This window comes from Variovorax sp. 01N429, from assembly GCF_056399425.1.
In genome coordinates this window covers 330,627-346,605 of sequence record NZ_JBFTRG010000002.1, presented here as the reverse complement: position 1 = coordinate 346,605, position 15,979 = coordinate 330,627, and the positions used below count along the sequence as shown (strand labels likewise).

Annotated in this window: 18 protein-coding genes; 8 read left to right on the top strand and 10 right to left on the bottom strand. The window is 64.0% G+C overall.

The window, feature by feature from the left end; all coding sequences use genetic code 11:
* Window positions 1-8 precede the first annotated feature (8 nt).
* Complete coding sequence (locus AC1DSF_RS04885) at window positions 9-326, bottom strand: hypothetical protein (protein ID WP_478123736.1); 318 nt, start codon at window positions 324-326, stop codon at window positions 9-11.
* Window positions 327-503: 177 nt separating this feature from the next.
* On the opposite strand from AC1DSF_RS04885, the gene AC1DSF_RS04880 reads away from it, so the two are divergent.
* Window positions 504-1,823 (top strand): patatin-like phospholipase family protein, encoded by a 1,320-nt coding sequence (locus AC1DSF_RS04880; RefSeq protein ID WP_478123735.1) that lies wholly within the window; start codon window positions 504-506, stop codon window positions 1,821-1,823.
* Window positions 1,824-1,889: 66 nt separating this feature from the next.
* On the opposite strand, the gene AC1DSF_RS04875 is transcribed toward AC1DSF_RS04880, so the two are convergent.
* From AC1DSF_RS04875 to AC1DSF_RS04850, 6 genes are all read right to left on the bottom strand, one after another.
* Complete coding sequence (locus tag AC1DSF_RS04875; RefSeq protein ID WP_478123988.1) at window positions 1,890-2,252, bottom strand: Hsp20/alpha crystallin family protein; 363 nt, start codon at window positions 2,250-2,252, stop codon at window positions 1,890-1,892.
* Window positions 2,253-2,311: 59 nt separating this feature from the next.
* Complete coding sequence (locus tag AC1DSF_RS04870; protein WP_478123734.1) at window positions 2,312-2,746, bottom strand: Hsp20/alpha crystallin family protein; 435 nt, start codon at window positions 2,744-2,746, stop codon at window positions 2,312-2,314.
* Window positions 2,747-2,873: 127 nt separating this feature from the next.
* A complete protein-coding gene (locus AC1DSF_RS04865; RefSeq protein WP_478182420.1) occupies window positions 2,874-3,350 on the bottom strand; it encodes a DUF3237 domain-containing protein in 477 nt (158 codons plus the stop codon).
* 2 nt (window positions 3,351-3,352) lie between these two features.
* On the bottom strand, window positions 3,353-4,309 hold the full coding sequence (locus tag AC1DSF_RS04860) for an aldo/keto reductase (protein ID WP_478123732.1): 957 nt from the start codon (window positions 4,307-4,309) through the stop codon (window positions 3,353-3,355).
* Between the two features lie 25 nt (window positions 4,310-4,334).
* Window positions 4,335-4,934 carry a chromate transporter gene (locus AC1DSF_RS04855; protein ID WP_478182419.1) on the bottom strand — a complete coding sequence of 200 codons (600 nt, stop codon included), beginning with the start codon at window positions 4,932-4,934 and terminating at the stop codon, window positions 4,335-4,337.
* A complete protein-coding gene (locus tag AC1DSF_RS04850; RefSeq protein ID WP_478182418.1) occupies window positions 4,931-5,521 on the bottom strand; it encodes a chromate transporter in 591 nt (196 codons plus the stop codon). Before AC1DSF_RS04850 ends, AC1DSF_RS04855 begins: the two co-directional genes overlap by 4 nt.
* Window positions 5,522-5,607: 86 nt before the next feature.
* On the opposite strand from AC1DSF_RS04850, the gene AC1DSF_RS04845 reads away from it, so the two are divergent.
* Entirely contained in the window at window positions 5,608-6,531 is a 924-nt protein-coding gene (locus AC1DSF_RS04845) for a YihY/virulence factor BrkB family protein (RefSeq protein ID WP_478123729.1), read from the top strand.
* Here the strand turns inward: AC1DSF_RS04845 and AC1DSF_RS04840 are convergent.
* Entirely contained in the window at window positions 6,521-7,066 is a 546-nt protein-coding gene (locus tag AC1DSF_RS04840) for a DUF924 family protein (protein ID WP_478123728.1), read from the bottom strand. The genes AC1DSF_RS04845 and AC1DSF_RS04840 overlap by 11 nt on opposite strands.
* Before the next feature lie 104 nt (window positions 7,067-7,170).
* On the opposite strand from AC1DSF_RS04840, the gene AC1DSF_RS04835 reads away from it, so the two are divergent.
* The 3 genes from AC1DSF_RS04835 to AC1DSF_RS04825 all read left to right on the top strand — a co-directional run bounded on the left by AC1DSF_RS04835 (window position 7,171) and on the right by AC1DSF_RS04825 (window position 9,731).
* Window positions 7,171-7,620, top strand: a complete 450-nt coding sequence (locus tag AC1DSF_RS04835; RefSeq protein ID WP_478123727.1) for a CHRD domain-containing protein — start codon at window positions 7,171-7,173, stop codon at window positions 7,618-7,620.
* Window positions 7,621-7,656: 36 nt separating this feature from the next.
* Complete coding sequence (locus AC1DSF_RS04830) at window positions 7,657-8,865, top strand: patatin-like phospholipase family protein (RefSeq protein WP_478123726.1); 1,209 nt, start codon at window positions 7,657-7,659, stop codon at window positions 8,863-8,865.
* 83 nt (window positions 8,866-8,948) lie between these two features.
* Window positions 8,949-9,731, top strand: a complete 783-nt coding sequence (locus tag AC1DSF_RS04825; protein ID WP_478123725.1) for a 3-hydroxybutyrate dehydrogenase — start codon at window positions 8,949-8,951, stop codon at window positions 9,729-9,731.
* Here the strand turns inward: AC1DSF_RS04825 and AC1DSF_RS04820 are convergent.
* Window positions 9,721-10,707, bottom strand: coding sequence for a bifunctional helix-turn-helix transcriptional regulator/GNAT family N-acetyltransferase (locus tag AC1DSF_RS04820; protein WP_478123724.1), 987 nt, complete (start codon window positions 10,705-10,707; stop codon window positions 9,721-9,723). The genes AC1DSF_RS04825 and AC1DSF_RS04820 overlap by 11 nt on opposite strands.
* 186 nt (window positions 10,708-10,893) lie before the next feature.
* Between AC1DSF_RS04820 and AC1DSF_RS04815 the strand changes: the two genes are divergently transcribed.
* The gene (locus AC1DSF_RS04815; RefSeq protein ID WP_478123723.1) at window positions 10,894-13,254 is read left to right on the top strand and encodes a YgiQ family radical SAM protein; all 2,361 of its coding nucleotides are present in this window, start codon (window positions 10,894-10,896) and stop codon (window positions 13,252-13,254) included.
* Window positions 13,255-13,302: 48 nt separating this feature from the next.
* Window positions 13,303-14,205, top strand: a complete 903-nt coding sequence (locus tag AC1DSF_RS04810; RefSeq protein WP_478123722.1) for a hypothetical protein — start codon at window positions 13,303-13,305, stop codon at window positions 14,203-14,205.
* Here AC1DSF_RS04810 and AC1DSF_RS04805 read toward each other — a convergent pair.
* On the bottom strand, window positions 14,202-14,651 hold the full coding sequence (locus tag AC1DSF_RS04805) for a universal stress protein (protein WP_478123721.1): 450 nt from the start codon (window positions 14,649-14,651) through the stop codon (window positions 14,202-14,204). The two genes, AC1DSF_RS04810 and AC1DSF_RS04805, sit on opposite strands and share 4 nt — an antisense overlap.
* A 293-nt stretch (window positions 14,652-14,944) precedes the next feature.
* Between AC1DSF_RS04805 and AC1DSF_RS04800 the strand changes: the two genes are divergently transcribed.
* A complete protein-coding gene (locus AC1DSF_RS04800; RefSeq protein WP_478123720.1) occupies window positions 14,945-15,964 on the top strand; it encodes an aromatic ring-hydroxylating dioxygenase subunit alpha in 1,020 nt (339 codons plus the stop codon).
* The last annotated feature ends 15 nt before the right edge of the window (window positions 15,965-15,979 follow it).

Below are 15,979 nucleotides of genomic sequence, written 5' to 3'. Positions count from 1 at the left end.
GGACTCTCTCATGGCCCGACGCGCTGGTAGGTGCCCTTCGGCAGGCATTTGCTGGCTCCGGTCACTTCGAGCTTCGTGAACTGGAAGTCGGATTCGATGGTGTAGTCCTTGCCCTTGTCCTTGCCCTTTTTCGAGTGACTGGCGTGAGTACGGGGCCTGAATTTCTTGTCCGGACAGAGGCTCGACACGAATTCGTTCCCCAGGCGCCCGCCCGCACGCCATTCGATACTGACGGGTCCGCTCGCGTAGGTGCCTTCGAAGTCATCGAACGCCAAGGCGCCGAAAGATGTGGCACAGAGCAGGATCGCAAGAACTGGTCTCTTCATGTGGCTCCTTGAGCAAGAAGGAAACTCGGCCAAAATATTTTGCCCTTTTTTCGGGATGGCAAGCCTGCCACTTTTCTTTGAGAATCGCGGGCTCTACCACTGCGGTCAGCGAGCACGATGATGGTCCCATTGCAAGGTTGCTTTCGGCGAGCATTGCTGCCGTCCCTTGAGATGGGCATGGCAATGGTCATGCTGCTGGCCCTCGGCGCCTGTACGACCTATGGTGTGGTCCAGAACGTGCCGCTCAATCCGGCCGACCCGAGCCCCGTCTATGCCTTGAGTGGATTCGCCAAGAATCCGCGCCTTCACTCCTCCGAATTGATGCTGGCCGTTGCCTTCTCGGGCGGCGGCACGCGCGCCGCGGCGTTGTCCTATGGCGTCTTGCAGGAACTGCGCGACACGCGAGTGCGGATGAACGGCAAGGACCAGAGCCTGCTGGACGCCATCACCGTCATCAGTTCGGTTTCGGGCGGCAGCTTTACGTCGGCCTACTACGGCCTCTATGGCAATCGCATCTTCGCGGACTATGAAGATCGGTTTCTGCGCAGCGACGTCGAGGGCGCACTGGTGCGCGGGTTCATGGATCCCGCCCGCTGGTTCAGCAATCAAGGCCGCACCGAAATGGCGGTGACCTACTACCAACAGACGCTTTTCGGCAACGCAACCTTCGGCGACCTGATCAAGGGTGACGGCCCGATGATCCTCATCAACAGTTCCGACCTGAGTTCGGGTGGCCGCTTTTCCTTTGTCCAGGAATATTTCGACCTGATGTGTTCGGACCTGACGAAGTTTCCGCTGGCGCGCGCGGTTGCTGCGTCCAGTGCCGTGCCTGTGCTGTTCGGGCCCGTGGTGCTGGAGAACTACAGCGGCTGTGCCCCGGGAATCCCCCCGTGGTTGGCGGCCGCGCAGGCACGGGATCGGGATAGCGACTACCTGACCATGGTCGTACACGACGACCTCTCCTACCGGAACAAGGTGGCCCACAAATACGCGCAACTGGTGGACGGCGGCATCACCGACAACCTGGGTCTGCGCGCGTTGCTGGCGGCGGTGGACCTGGCAGGCGGTGCGGAGAAGTACATCCAGTCGCAAGGCATGGCAACGCCGCGACGCCTCGCCATCATTTCCGTCAATGCTGCGGCCGATGCCGTCGGTGGCATCGGAGAGACCAGCCGGGCGCCGACCTTCGAGCAGACGATGAACGCCGTGACCAACGTGCAATTGCATCGCTACAACGTGGCGACCCTCGAGCAGACGCGGCAAAGCCTGATTGAATGGACGCGCGATCTCTCGACGCCCCAGCGACCGGTGAGTTCGTATTTCATCCCGCTGAGCTTCGAAGACGTGCCGAACGTGCAACTGCGCCGTTTCCTGAATGAGATCCCGACCAGCTTCGTGCTGGACAAGGAACAGGTGGCGCGCTTGATCCAGACCGGACGTGAATTGCTGCGCAGCAATGCCGACTATCAGCGCCTGCTCGCCGGACTGCGTGAGTAGAAGAAAAAAAGCGCGCAGGACTCTCGACCCGCGCGCTTTTCCAACGTCTACAGGCGTTCAGGCGGCTCAGGCGACTTTCACGTCGATGCGTCGCGGTTGTGCATGCTCCGCCTTCGGAATGCGCAGCGTCAGCACGCCTTGCGCCAGTTCCGCGGTGACCTTCTGCGTGTCCAGCTCCTTGCTCAGCGTGAAGCGGCGGTGAAAGCGGCCGAGGCCGACTTCCGTGTGGTGCGACTGCAAGCCCTCGGGCACGGTCAGCGCCGATTCGGCATCGATGGTGAGCGTGTCGGCCTCCACTTGCAGGTGCAGCTTGTCTCTCGAAACGCCCGGCAAGTCGGCGTAGAGCGTGATGCCGCTCGCATCCTCGATCACGTCCACGGGCGGCGTGAGCGCCGCGTCGGCATAGTTCGCTTCGTCCTTGCGGGCCATGGCCTTGCCGGAATCGGACTTCACGGTGTCGATGTCGTTCATGGTCGTAGCTCCTTCTGTCACTGGATGGCGATGCGTCGCGGCTGCGCGGAGGCGCGGCGCTTGATGGAGATGTGCAGCATGCCGTCGGTGTACTTCGCGTCCACGGCGTCGGGATCGGCATCGTCCGTCAGGGTCAGCACGCGGCGGAAGCTGCCTGCGAAGCGCTCGTTGATGTGCACGCTCGATTGCTCGTTGTCGGGCAGTCGGCTCTCGCGCTTGCCGGCGATGGTCAACAGGCCGCGGTCGAGATTGACTTCAAGCGTGGACGGATCGATGCCGGGTGCAAAGGCATAGATTTCGACCGATTGGGGCGTGCCGCCCACATTGAGGGCCGGAAAGCCGCTGCGGCCGATGCCGCGGATGGTGGGAGACAGATCGAAAGCCTGCTGCATTTCGCGTTGCAGGCGATCCATCTCGGCGAAGATGTCGCGCGGGAACAAGGATCGATACATGGCGAATACCTCCATTCGGTTGAATAGAGCGCCGGAGACGCCTCCGGCGCTTCCGAGACGAAATTAGGAGCGCCGAAAGCGAATTCAAGAGTGGCGACGAGCACCCGAACGGGTGTCGGCCCACGCCCTACACGAGCGTGAAGAAGCGCATCACCACCTGGGCCGGGTGCCGCACGCCGACGCCGACGAACATGCGTTCGCCGATCCATTTCAGCGCGGGCGAGGCGGTCTCCATCCGCGGGCTGCAGCGGAAGTAGATCTGCGCCGGATTGACCGGCTCGCCGCGCAGGAGCTTGGCCATGACCTTGGCCGGCGCGGCGCGCACGGCGTGGTTCTGCACGTAGATCAAGTCACCGGCGTCTGTCTCGAGGCCGTAACGCGCATCGAGTTCGGACAACGTGTCGCTCACGATCAGCTGGAAATCCGTGCCGCCCGGCAACACCCGCGCCGTCCAGCCATTGCCCTTAGCCGTGCCCCCCGTGATCGGCACCAGCCGCCGCATGCCGCGCGGCCCGGTGCTCAGCACTTGCGGCACGCCGACTTCGACTTGCAGGTCAGCGAAGTATTCGAGAGAGGGCGGGGCGAGCGGATCGGTCGAACTCATCCTCAAGCTTCCGCGCTGGCTGCGTCGAGCGCGGCGATGATTTCCGGCGGCAGCTGGAGGTTGGCAGCGGCGGTCAGTTCGTCCAGCTGCTTGACCGAAGTGGCACTCGCGATGGGTGCGGTGATCGAGGGTCGGGCAATTTGCCATGCGATTGCCACCTGCCCCTGGGTTGCGTCGGTGGCCTTGGCTGCCTTGTCGAGCGCATCCAGAATGCGCAGGCCGCGCGGATTCAGGTACTTTTTGGTCGTGTTGCCACCGCGTGCGCTCTTCGCCGCATCGGCCTCACTGCGGTATTTGCCCGTGAGAAAGCCGGCCGCAAGCGCGTAGAAGTTGATCACGCCGATGCCGCGCTCGACGCACAGCGGCTCCAGGTCTTTCTCGAAGACGGCGCGGTCATACAGGTTATAGAGCGGCTGAAGGCTCTCATAGCGCGGCAGCCCCTGCTTTTCGGCCACGTCCAGCGCCTCGGCCAGCCGGGGGGCGGTGAAGTTCGATGCGCCAATCGCTCGCACCTTTCCTGCCTTGATGAGTGCGGCAAAAGCCTCGGCCGTGTCGGACAGCGGTGTTTCAGGATCATCGTCGTGCGACTGGTACAGGTCGATGTGGTCGGTCTTCAGGCGCTTGAGCGAAGCGTCGACGGCTTCCTTGATGTAAGCGGGAGCCAACCCCTTCTTGCCTTCGCCCATCGGCTTGCCGACCTTGGTCGCCAGCACCACCCGGTTGCGCTTGCCGGTCTGCCGCAGCCACTTGCCGATGATGGTTTCGGATTCGCCGCCGCTGTGGCCGGGCACCCAGCTTGAATAGACGTCGGCGGTGTCGATGAAGTTGAAGCCGGCGTCCAGCCACGCATCGAGCAGGCGGAACGACAGGGTTTCATCGACGGTCCAGCCGAAGACGTTGCCGCCGAAGGCCAGGGGCGAGACTTGCAGGCCGGAACGGCCGAGGGGTCGAAGTTGCATGGATGTTTTCCGTAAGGTCGGAGGGTCAGACGAAGCCGACGGCGCCGAGGATGGCACCGGCACCGAGCAGCCACAGCAAATGGAAGCGCGTGCGCCATACGATAAAGGCCGCTGCGGCCGTGAGCAGCCACAGATGCCATGCAGGCGCGCTGCCGGTGTGGTTACCTGTTGCCAGCACCCAGCCGGTGGCGATCAGCAGGCCCACCACCACCGGCGCCATGCCTTGCTTGAAGGCACGCACTTCGCGCTTCGTGCGATTGCGGTGGCCCCAGCGCGTGGCGAAATAGGTGAGCGTGGTGCTGGGCAGCATGATGCCGATCATCGTGACCGCCAATCCGAGCAAGCCGAGCAGCCAGGCCTGTGGTCCCGCGCCGATGCCGCCGCCCGCATTGAGGCCCACGTTCCAGCCCATGAGCGCCACGAACAGCACGTTGGGTCCCGGCGCCGCCTGGGCGATGGCGATCGACGAAGTGAACTGTGCATCGGTCAGGAGGCCGTGCTGGCCGACGAGATAACGGTGCATGTCGGGCACGGTGGTGATGGCACCGCTGATCGACAGCAGCGAAAGCAGGAGGTATTGACCGAAGAGCGACAGCCAGTCGTGCCAGTTCATCACGACCGTCATGGCGCGATCCTTCGCCACGTGCAGACGCAGGCGGTGCCGCCCACGACCAGCAGCACCCATCCGAGCGGAACCCGGCCCAGTGCGATGGCGGAGAACACCAGCGCGACGATGACGAGGCATGCGGTGAAGCCCAGTGGGTGCCTGCGAAGCGGCGGGATCAGCTTGATGCCCGTTGCCGCGATCAGCCCGCCGGCCACTGCCCCCATGCCGCGCAGCGCGCCGGCCACCAGTGGGTTGGCGGCGTATTGGGCATAGAGCACCGCGAGCACGAGGATCACGCAAAGCGGCACGGCCAGCATGCCGGCCAGCGCCGCCATCGCGCCACGCAGTCCGAAGGCGCGGTCGCCGATCATGAGCGCGAGATTGATGACGTTCGGGCCCGGCAGGACCTGCGCGACCGCCCAGTCTTCGAGGAACTCGTCAGGCGTCAGCCATTGCTTCTTTTCGACGACCTCTCGCTGGACCACGGCCAGCACACCGCCGAATCCCTGGAGCGCCAGCCAGGTGAATGAAAGGAACAGATCTCGGGGGGACTTGGGACGCGGTCGGTCGGTGTCCGACGCCGCGCTGTGAAGGGGCGGATGCATTGCGGCCGATTATCGTAGGCCGCTGCATGGCGCGCACAGCACGCCGTCCGACTTGCGAAGCCGCGGCATGCTGCGAAACTCCGCGCATGAATGCCGTCCGCGCGCTTTTGGATCTCTGCAAGCAAACCTTCGCCTCGTGGCGCGCCGACTACGCTCCGAGCATGGGTGCGGCGTTGGCCTACTACACGGTGTTCTCCGTGGCGCCGCTGATCCTGATCGTGATCTCTGTCGTGGGCCTGGTGTTCGGGCGCGACGAGGCACGCGGCGAAATCTTCGAGCAGATCTCCGGCCTCATGGGCGCAGACGGCGCGCGCGCCGTGCAGGGAATGCTTGAAGCCCTCAACAAGCCAAGACAGGGCATCGTCGCGACCGTGGTCGGCCTGGCGCTGCTGGTCGTGGGCGCGACGACGGTGTTCGGCGAGCTTCAGGATGCCTTCGACCGCATCTGGCGAGCGCCCGCGCGACTGACCAACAACGGCATCATCGATTTGTTGCGCGCGAGGCTGCTCTCATTCAGCATGATCATGGGCATCGGCTTCCTGCTGATGGTGTCCTTGATCGTCAATGCGGCGCTGGCGGCGCTCGGCGAATGGTGGGCCCCCTTCTTTGGAGGCTGGGCCGTGATCGCTCAGGAGGTCAATTCGGTACTGGGCTTCGTGATCGTGACCGTCGGGTTCGCGATGATCTTCAAGATCATGCCGCGCGTGAGGGTGCAATGGCGCGACGTGTGGATCGGCGCCGCGGTGACGGCGGTGCTGTTCACGGTCGGCAAATACTTGATCGGCCTTTACATCGGCAAGACCGGCATCGCCTCGGGCTACGGCGCGGCCGGGTCGCTGGTGGTGGTGCTGGTGTGGGTCTACTACTCGGCGCAAATCTTCTTGCTGGGTGTCGAGTTCACCTGGGTGTATGCCCATGAATACGGATCGTTGAAGCACTCGCCTCGCCCGGGTGCACAGGCTTCACCAACGCGTCCCGATCAGCCGGCCGCGTTCAAGCCTAACCCTTGAAGCCCCCCGCATCGAGGAACTCGCGTTCCTCAGGCGTGGTGTCTCGCTTCAAGACCGCATTGCGATGCGGAAAGCGCCCGAAGCGCGCGATGATCTCGCGATGATGCGCCGCAAAACGCCGTGTATCGGCGTCGAGTTCGGCGTTGAGGGCGACCGATCGCTCCTGCTGGGCCAGTGATTCGGCGTGCATGAACGGCAGATAGAAGAAGCGCCGGAGCGCCGGGTCAACCTGGCGGTCCAGTCCGGCGTCGACGGCGGCCGATGCGACCGCCAGCGCCTTGGCGTCGGTCGCATACGTGCGTGCGCTGTCGCGCCAGGCGTTTCGCGGGAACTGGTCGAGCAGCACCAGCAACGCCAGTGCGCCCTCGGCGTGGGCGGCCCACGCGTCTAGCGCGCCGGTCGCCGCGGCATCGTGCGCCGCTTCGAAGCGCGATTTGAATTGGGCATCGAAGGCCTCGTCCTTGGCGAACCAGCGTTCAGGGCCCGCTTGCGTCCAGAAATCGACGACTTCTCGTGAGGAGGGCAGGGTGTTCATGTGTGGAAATGATGCCACTGCCATCCGCAAAACGGGTTGGTGGCCGACAGCGTGCGGCCTCGAGGCTGCCTATGCTGGGGAATTCACGAACTGCTGGAGATTCCATGAACCGATATGGCACCAACTTGCGCATGGCCCTCGTGGCCGGCGTGGCGACCGCGGCCCTTGCAGGCTGCGGAATGATGTCCAAGTCCAACACCGCCAGCTTCAGCGGCGCGATGAATGCGGCCAGCGAAGTGCCGCCGAACATGACGCGCGGCAGCGGCTTGGCTGAAGCGTCGCTGAACAAAGAGACGAACGTCCTCAAGTACAAGATCACGTACGACGGCTTGAGCGGTCCGGCCACCGCGGCGCACTTCCATGGACCGGCTGCGTCGGGCACCAATGCGCCCGTGGTGCTGCCTTTCTCGTCGACGGCCAGCCCCATCGAGGGACAAGCGACCCTGACACCGGCGCAGGCCGCCGATCTCATGGCGGGGAGGTGGTATGCCAACGTGCACACCGCGGCAAACCCGGGCGGGGAGATCCGCGGACAGATGCTGCCGAAGATGTAGCCGGCGGCCGTCACTCGCATGGTGTCCAATGGCGCGATGCGAGACCCCCGGAAAACGACGCTTTCAACCGCCCACACCACCGTTCCCCGAGTCGACATCGCCAGCGTCAAGAAGGCGCTGGTGCTGCAGGGAGGCGGTGCGCTGGGCGCCTATCAAGCCGGCGTGTATGCCGGCGTCTTCGAACGACATCGGGCGCTCGACTGGGTTGCCGGCGTATCGATCGGGGCCGTCAATGCCGCGCTGATCGCCGGCAACGCCCCGGAGATGCGGGTGCAGCGCCTGCGCGAGTTCTGGAACCTGGTCTCTTCGGGCCCTGCGCAGCGCGTGCCTGCATGGTGTTTCGACCGGTCCGCGTTCAACCAGTGGAGCGCGGCCACCACGGCACTGTGCGGAGTGCCCGGCTTCTTCGAGCCGCGCCGCACGCCCGCGCTGCTTCTGGGGCTGGCCGCACCGGTGCCGAGCTACTACGACACCGCACCGCTGAAGGCCACCCTGGAACGGCTGGTGGATTTCGACCGCATCAATCATCCCTCCGTGCGCTTCAGTGTCGGCGCGGTGAATGTGCGCACCGGCAATTCGATCTACTTCGACAACACAGTGCAGCGCATCGGGCCGGAGCACATCATGGCCAGCGGCGCGCTGCCTCCGGGCTTTGCGCCGGTGCACATCGACGGCGAAGACTACTGGGACGGCGGCATCGTCTCCAACACGCCCCTGCAATACGTGCTGGACACCCATCCGCGCAGCGAGCCGCTGCTGGTGCTGCAAGTGGACTTGTTCTGCTCACGCGGCGCCATGCCGGGCACCATCGCCGAAACGCTGGAGCGACAGAAGGACATCACCTATTCGAGCCGCACCCGCATGAACACCGACGCGCTGGCGTCGAACTTGAACCTGCAGCAGGCCATCGCGGACCTGATCAAGAAGCTGCCGCCGGCGCTGCGCAACGACCCGAGCGTGGCCTCGGTCAGCGCCCAGCTCTCGCACAAGCCCATCGAGATCGTGCACCTGATCTACCGCGACAAGCCCTATGAACTCGAATCGAAGGACTACGAGTTTTCGCGCGCGTCAGTCGACGAGCACTGGGAGGCCGGTCTTCGCGACATCCGCAACACGCTCGATCACCCCGAATGGCTGCAGAGCGCGTCTCAGACCAATGGCGTCACCACCTTCGACCTGACCGACCCCAATGCTCGGCGTGTCCGCCGCCCGATGAAGCTGCCGACGATTCCCGCTGGCCAATAGCCGCGCCATCAGGTTTGCCTTAAGTCGCGGCACGCAGATTGCACTCTCCTCTCACTCATCCCCCTTCAAGCAAAGGAAACTTCATGCAGCTCAAGGACAAGGTCGCTTTCATCACTGGTTCTGCCAGCGGTATCGGCAAGGAAATCGCCATCGTGTTCGCCCAGGAAGGCGCAAAGATCGTCATTGCCGACCTCAACAAGGAAGCCGCCGACGCGACCGCCGCCGAACTCAAGGCGACCGGCGCGCAAGCCATCGGCGTTGGCGTCGACGTCACCAATGAAGACCAGGTCAACGCGTCCGTCGAAGAGGCCGCGAAGGCTTTCGGCGGCATCGACATCCTGATCAGCAACGCGGGCATCCAGATCGTCCACCCGGTGGAGGAATTCACTTTCGCGGACTGGAAGAAGATGCTGGCGATCCATCTCGACGGCGCCTTTCTCACCACCAAGGCTTGCCTCAAGCACATGTACGCGCAGGGCCGTGGCGGCAGCGTGATCTACATGGGTTCGGTGCATTCGAAGGAGGCGTCGCTGCTCAAGGCGCCCTACGTCACCGCCAAGCACGGCCTCATCGGGCTGGCAAAGACCGTGGCCAAGGAAGGCGCCAAGCATGGCGTGCGTGCCAATGTGATCTGCCCGGGTTTCGTGCGCACGCCGCTGGTCGAAAAGCAGATCCCCGAGCAGGCAAAGACGCTGGGCATCACCGAAGAGCAGGTCGTGAAGAACGTGATGCTCAAGGACACGGTGGACGGCGAGTTCACCACCACCGACGACGTCGCCCGCGTCGCGCTGATGTTTGCGGCTTTTCCAACCAACGCGCTCACTGGCCAGTCGCTGGTCGTGAGCCACGGCTGGTTCATGCAGTAGTCAGCTTGAGCTCCCAGGTTTCGCCCACAAGCTTCTGGCCGAAACCTTCGTAAGGCTCCGACTTGACGAGCTTGAAGCCGCGCGCTGCGTAGATGCGGCGCGCGGCGGTCAGGCAACTGTTGGTCCAGAGAACCATCTTCTTGTAGCCCTTGTTGCGCGCGAAGGCAATGCATTCGTCCGTCAGGCGGGCTCCAAGGCCCATGCCCCGCGCCTTGGGGCTCAGGATCAGCATGCGAAGCTGCGCGGTCGCGGCCGATTTGCGAACGAGAAAGACGGCGCCCACCCGCTCGCCGTCCAGTTCGGCGATCCAGCAGCGTTCCCAGCCTGGCTGGAACTTGCGCAGGAACTGGCCGGCAATCTCGGCGACGAGGGCTTCGAAATCGCTGTTCCATCCGTATTCGCGCGCGTAGATTTCCCCGTGCTGCTGGACGACCCAGCCGATGTCGCCAGGACCGGGGTCGCGCAGCACGACCGTGCGTTGCGGACGAGGCTCGGCGCCGGGATCGAGCAGCGCCTGGACCGTGCTCATCGCGTCGATCAGCTTGTGCCGCTCCGATGCGGCCAGCGGTGCGAGCAGGGCGGCAGCTTCGTCGCGGGACTTCTGCTGCAGCGGCGCGAACGCCCGGTAGCCCGCCTCGGTCAGCCGCAGAAGGCTTTGCCGAGCATCCCGCGCGTGGGGCTCGCGCGTGAGCCAGCCCCGTGCCTCGAAGCGGCGCAGGATGCGGCTGAGATAGCCGCCATCCAAATGCAGGTCTTTTCCAATTTCGCTGGCCACAGGCGTTTGGCGATGCGCCAACTCGTAGAGAACGCGCACGTCGGTCAACGAAAGATCGCTGTCCAGATACGGGTCGAGCACGCCGATGCGACGCGTGTAGAAGCGATTGAATTGGCGGATTGCCTTCACCGCCGCTGCCTCGTGACCGAGGGAGGAAGTCGAAGCGGGAGCCGATGCGGGAGAGATTGTTTCGGTCGACATGCTTGCCATTGTCATCAAAGTACTTGACCAAAGCAATCAAATGCCTCGCTCGAACCAGACAGTTCGCATTGCCTTTGAGGCGACAAACCTACTCGGAAACCCTAAAATCGCGGGTTGCCCACAACGGGCCCACCCGGCCCGTAGGCCTCCAAGGCGGCATTGCCACCCATCGCCGCCCATACCCTGATGAATGCCCCCGTCGACGTCTCCTTTTTCACGCGCGCCGCCAAGCCGCTGACCAGCTACCGCAAATATTGGGCGGCACGATTCGGCACGGCCAAGTTTCTGCCGACTTCGCGCGCCGAAATGGACGCCCTCGGCTGGGACAGCTGCGACATCATCGTGGTCACCGGCGACGCCTATGTCGACCATCCCAGCTTCGGCATGGCCGTGATCGGCCGCATGCTGGAGGCTCAGGGCTTCCGTGTGGGCATCATTGCGCAGCCCGACTGGCAAAGCGCGGATCCCTTCAAGGTGCTCGGCAAGCCGAACCTGTTCTTCGGCGTCACGGCCGGCAACATGGATTCGATGATCAATCGCTACACGGCCGATCGCAAAATCCGCAGCGACGACGCCTACACGCCTGGCGACGTGGGCGGCAAGCGGCCCGACCGCGCGGCCATCGTCTATTCGCAGCGCTGCAAGGAAGCCTGGAGCGACGTGCCGATCGTTCTCGGCGGCATCGAAGGGTCGCTGCGCCGCATCGCGCATTACGACTACTGGCAGGACAAGGTTCGCCGCTCGATCGTGGTGGACGCCAAGTGCAACCTGCTGCTCTACGGCAATGCCGAGCGCGCCATCGTCGAGATCGCCCATCGCCTCGCCGCGCGCGAGCCGGTGCACCAGATCACCGACGTGCGCGGCACCGCCTACGTCCGCCGCGAAACGCCCGAAGGTTGGTTCGAGATCGACTCGACCAGCGTCGACGAGCCGGGCCGCGTCGAGGCGCACGTCAATCCCTACTTGATGGTGTCCGAACAGGCCAAAGCCAACGGCGCGACCTGTGCCAGGGAAGACGAGGCCGAAGCCGTGGCAGCGGCTGCCGAAGCGGCGGTTTCGGTCAACACGGCCGTCAATCCGGCCATCAAGCCGCTGACTTTCGTCCCCAATCCCGCGTTGCAGAGCCGCTCGCGTGTCAAGGTTCCGCCGCGCGACCGATCGGTGATCAGGTTGCCCTCGTACGAGCAGGTACGCGCCGATCCGGTGCTCTACGCCCATGCCAACCGCGTGCTGCACCTTGAAACCAACCCCGGCAACGCACGCGCGCTGGTGCAGGCTCACGGTGAAGGCACCACCGCACGCGACGTGTGGATCAACCCGCCGCCGATCCCGCTGACGACGGCCGAGATGGACCATGTATTCGATCTGCCCTACGCGCGCAGTCCGCATCCGCGCTATGCCGACGAGCATGGAAGCCACGACGGCGCGACCAAGATCCCTGCCTGGGAAATGATCCGCTTCAGCGTCAACATCATGCGTGGCTGCTTTGGCGGCTGCACCTTCTGCTCGATCACCGAGCACGAAGGCCGCATCATCCAGAGCCGCTCGGAAGATTCGATCATCAAGGAAGTCGAGGCGATCCGCGACAGCGTGAAGGGCTTCACGGGCACCATTTCCGACCTCGGCGGCCCGACGGCCAACATGTACCGCATCGGCTGCAAGTCGCCCGAGATCGAGGCGGCCTGTCGCAAGCCGAGCTGCGTATACCCAGGCATCTGCCAGAACCTGAACACCAACCACGATCCGCTGATCAAGATCTATCGCCGCGCGCGTGCGCTCAGGGGCATCAAGAAGATCCTGATCGGCTCCGGCCTGCGCTATGACTTGGCCGTGCAGTCGCCCGAATACGTCAAGGAACTGGTGCAACATCACGTCGGCGGCTATCTCAAGATCGCGCCCGAGCACACCGAACAAGGTCCGCTCACGAAGATGATGAAGCCCGGCATCGGCAGCTATGACAAGTTCAAGCAGATGTTCGAGAAGTTCAGCGCTGAGGCGGGCAAGAAGCAGTACCTGATCCCGTACTTCATTGCCGCGCACCCGGGCACAAGCGACGAGGACATGATGAACCTCGCGGTCTGGCTCAAGAAGAACGGCTTCCGTGCCGACCAGGTGCAGACCTTCTATCCGTCGCCCATGGCGACCGCGACGGCCATGTATCACACCAACAGGAATCCGCTGCGCAAGATCACTCGCGAGAGCGAGACGGTCGACATCGTGCGCGGCGACAAGCGCCGCCGCCTGCACAAGGCGTTCTTGCGCTATCACGATGCCAACAACTGGCCGCTGCTGCGCGAAGCCTTGAAAGCCATGGGCCGCGCCGACCTGATCGGCAACGGCAAGCATCACCTGATCCCGACATGGCAGCCACTGACCGACGGCACCTACCAGAGCGCGCGCCGCAAGAACTCGACGCCGGTCGCATTGACGCCAGTGAAGCCTGCCAAGGGCCGCATCCTCACGCAGCACACAGGGCTGCCGCCGCGCGATACCGGGGCAGGGCGCCCGAAGCCTTCCGCCGGCAAGCCGATTCGCAAGGGGCGATAGAAGCGCATCGAGGGGCGAAGGCGCGGCGGTTGTTGTAGGGTGTTGCCCATGAACAAACTGCCGGCAGCGATTCTTCTCCGCATCGGACTTTGGCTCTTTCTCAGTGTCATCTCGATGGGCGCGCACGCTGCGCTCGATGCGGGGTCGGCAGAGGCCATGCGCGAACTTCATCGCAGGCTCGGCGACCAGCTGGCCAACAGCCCCTTGAAACGCCCGATCGTCCTCGATTCGAAGGAAACCGACGGCGGCCTTCAAGGCGACGTCTACGGCGTCATCGATGACTCCATCGACGATGTTCGTCGCGCGCTGGAGCGGTCTTCACAGTGGTGCGACATGCTGGTGCTGCACATCAACAATCGTCGCTGCCGAGCGGCTCGCACGCCGGGCGGCGAGACAGTCACGCTGAGCGTTGTGCCGAGCTACGACAAGCCCATCGACCAGGCCTTCGAACTGTCATTCATGCATCGGGTCGTGCACGACTCGCGAGACTATCTGTTGGTCGACCTTTCCGCAGAGTCAGGGCCCATGGGCACCAGCCACTACCGCGTCCTGCTCGAAGCCATTCCCCTCGGCGAGCACCAGACCTTCCTGCACTTTGCGTATGCCTACGACCACAACATGATGGCGAAGCTCGCCACACAGGCCTATCTCGCCACCTTCGGCAGCAACAAGGTCGGATTCACGGTCGTCGGCAAGACAGCGGATGGCACGCCCGAGTACATCCGGGGGCTGCGCGGGCTGGTGGAGCGGAACGCGATGCGCTATTTCTTCACCCTTGATGCCTACCTCGACGGCCTTTCGGTGCCCGGGCCGGAGCGCGAGCAAAAGCGCCTGAACAGCTGGTTCCAATCGGTCGAGCAGTACCCGACCCAACTTCACGAAATCGACCTCGCCACTTATCTTGCGATCAAGCGCGAAGATCGCCAGCGCGACGCGCAGACTCCACGCTAGGGCCGCAGGATCAGCACCGGCGTGTGCGAATGCGTCAACACATGCAGCGTTTCGCTGCCCATCAGCACCCGCGTGATTCCACGCCGGCCGTGCGAGGCCATCACGATCAGATTGCAGTCGTGAACGCGGGCGCACTCGATGATGGCTTCGGACACCAGCTCCGACTGCATCACGACGGCTCGCGCGCTCTTGACGCCCCGCGCCTCGGCCTTGAGCTTGACCGCGTCGACCACGCGCTGCGCCTCGGCATCGGCCTCGTCTCGCAGCCGGGAGACTTCTGGCTGACTCAGAAGGAGCGAGCCTTCGAAATAGCTGGCCGGGTAGTGGTGAACCACCTTGACGACGGTGAGTTGCGCGCCCGTGAGGACGGCCAGCTCGATGGCGCCGTGGACGGCCAATTCCGACAGATCGGAGCCGTCGGTGGCAACGAGGATGCGTTCATACATGGCGAACTTCCTTGGGCGGGAGACGCCCGCCCCGCAATGATCAGATTAGTTCGCCGCGAGCCGGCCGGCAAGGTGCGCAGATACGTCTAGACGCAATTGCCTAGCGGCTTGGCGGCAACTCCGGCGGTGCACGGCCCCGGTCTGGTGCGAACCCGGTGCAAACCCGGTATCTCGATGCACCGAAATTAAGTAGTCTCTCCATGAAAATGTAGAAGTGACTTACTTATCGCTGGCATGGTTTCTGCACATCACTGCCGTCCAGCGACCTGCCGAAGAAATTTCGAGGACAGTACATGACCGCCTACGCCTACAACGCCTGGTACCCCCTTGCATGGTCTCGCGACGTCGGACGCGACATCGTCGCGCGTCGGGTTCTCGAGGAGGATCTCGCCGTCTATCGCACCGAGGACGGCATCGTCGCCGCGCTGGACGACGCGTGCCCGCACCGGCTCGCACCGCTGTCGATCGGCCGGCTGCGCGGCAATGCCATCGAATGCGCCTACCACGGGCTCACTTTCGACTGCGCCGGTCAGTGCGTCGCCGCGCCGGGGATGGCACGCATACCGCCCAGCTTTCACGTGCGCAGCTATCCGACTGCGGAGAGCATGGGCATGGTCTGGGTGTGGATGGGAGACCCGGAGCGCGCCGACCGCAGCCAGGTCTTTCATCTGCCGGAGTACGACGACCCCCACTACAGCGTGGTTGAAGGCGATGCGCTGCTGGTACAGGCCAACTACCTGAGCCTGGCCGACAACCTGTGCGACCCGACGCACGTCGTCTATGTGCATCAGACCACTTTGGCGAGCGCCGGCCGCGAGGAAACGCGGGTACAGCACGAGCGCCAGGGCAACAAGGTCGTGACCTGGCGCTGGGTGATCGATGGTCCGCTGATCCCACTGTTCGAAGGCCTGAAGGATTTCGGCGGGAACGTCGACCGCTGGCACTACTACCACTATCACGCGCCGAGCATCGCCGTCATCGACTTCGGCTCCGCGAAGACCGGCACCGGTGCACCCGAGGGCAAACGCGAGGACTGCATCCAGATGTTCGCGTGCCACTTCATCACGCCCGTCGATCAACGCACTTGTGTGCAGCATTGGCTCTGCTTGAAGAACTCACCCTCGGACCCCGTCATCGACGAGCGCCTGCGCAGCAACCTGCGGCTCGCCTTCAATGAAGACAAGCACGTGCTGGAAGCCATCCAGCGCAACGAAGACAAGCCGCGCCAGTGGCACCGCATCCAACTCGGCCTGGACGGATCGTCCATCAAGATGCGGCGCATCGTCGAGGAAATGGCTGCCGGAGACCGTTGAGCCGCGCAGCGTTCT

What these genes read in the sequence shown, in the direction of transcription:
- AC1DSF_RS04885 (WP_478123736.1), bottom strand. Translation starts at nt 326, where the DNA reads ATGAAGAGACCAGTTCTTGCGATCCTGCTCTGTGCCACATCTTTCGGC.
- AC1DSF_RS04880 (WP_478123735.1), top strand. Translation starts at nt 504, where the DNA reads ATGGCAATGGTCATGCTGCTGGCCCTCGGCGCCTGTACGACCTATGGT.
- AC1DSF_RS04875 (WP_478123988.1), bottom strand. Translation starts at nt 2,252, where the DNA reads ATGGCCCGCAAGGACGAAGCGAACTATGCCGACGCGGCGCTCACGCCG.
- AC1DSF_RS04870 (WP_478123734.1), bottom strand. Translation starts at nt 2,746, where the DNA reads ATGTATCGATCCTTGTTCCCGCGCGACATCTTCGCCGAGATGGATCGC.
- AC1DSF_RS04865 (WP_478182420.1), bottom strand. Translation starts at nt 3,350, where the DNA reads ATGAGTTCGACCGATCCGCTCGCCCCGCCCTCTCTCGAATACTTCGCT.
- AC1DSF_RS04860 (WP_478123732.1), bottom strand. Translation starts at nt 4,309, where the DNA reads ATGCAACTTCGACCCCTCGGCCGTTCCGGCCTGCAAGTCTCGCCCCTG.
- AC1DSF_RS04855 (WP_478182419.1), bottom strand. Translation starts at nt 4,934, where the DNA reads ATGACGGTCGTGATGAACTGGCACGACTGGCTGTCGCTCTTCGGTCAA.
- AC1DSF_RS04850 (WP_478182418.1), bottom strand. Translation starts at nt 5,521, where the DNA reads ATGCATCCGCCCCTTCACAGCGCGGCGTCGGACACCGACCGACCGCGT.
- AC1DSF_RS04845 (WP_478123729.1), top strand. Translation starts at nt 5,608, where the DNA reads ATGAATGCCGTCCGCGCGCTTTTGGATCTCTGCAAGCAAACCTTCGCC.
- AC1DSF_RS04840 (WP_478123728.1), bottom strand. Translation starts at nt 7,066, where the DNA reads ATGAACACCCTGCCCTCCTCACGAGAAGTCGTCGATTTCTGGACGCAA.
- AC1DSF_RS04835 (WP_478123727.1), top strand. Translation starts at nt 7,171, where the DNA reads ATGAACCGATATGGCACCAACTTGCGCATGGCCCTCGTGGCCGGCGTG.
- AC1DSF_RS04830 (WP_478123726.1), top strand. Translation starts at nt 7,657, where the DNA reads ATGCGAGACCCCCGGAAAACGACGCTTTCAACCGCCCACACCACCGTT.
- AC1DSF_RS04825 (WP_478123725.1), top strand. Translation starts at nt 8,949, where the DNA reads ATGCAGCTCAAGGACAAGGTCGCTTTCATCACTGGTTCTGCCAGCGGT.
- AC1DSF_RS04820 (WP_478123724.1), bottom strand. Translation starts at nt 10,707, where the DNA reads ATGTCGACCGAAACAATCTCTCCCGCATCGGCTCCCGCTTCGACTTCC.
- AC1DSF_RS04815 (WP_478123723.1), top strand. Translation starts at nt 10,894, where the DNA reads ATGAATGCCCCCGTCGACGTCTCCTTTTTCACGCGCGCCGCCAAGCCG.
- AC1DSF_RS04810 (WP_478123722.1), top strand. Translation starts at nt 13,303, where the DNA reads ATGAACAAACTGCCGGCAGCGATTCTTCTCCGCATCGGACTTTGGCTC.
- AC1DSF_RS04805 (WP_478123721.1), bottom strand. Translation starts at nt 14,651, where the DNA reads ATGTATGAACGCATCCTCGTTGCCACCGACGGCTCCGATCTGTCGGAA.
- AC1DSF_RS04800 (WP_478123720.1), top strand. Translation starts at nt 14,945, where the DNA reads ATGACCGCCTACGCCTACAACGCCTGGTACCCCCTTGCATGGTCTCGC.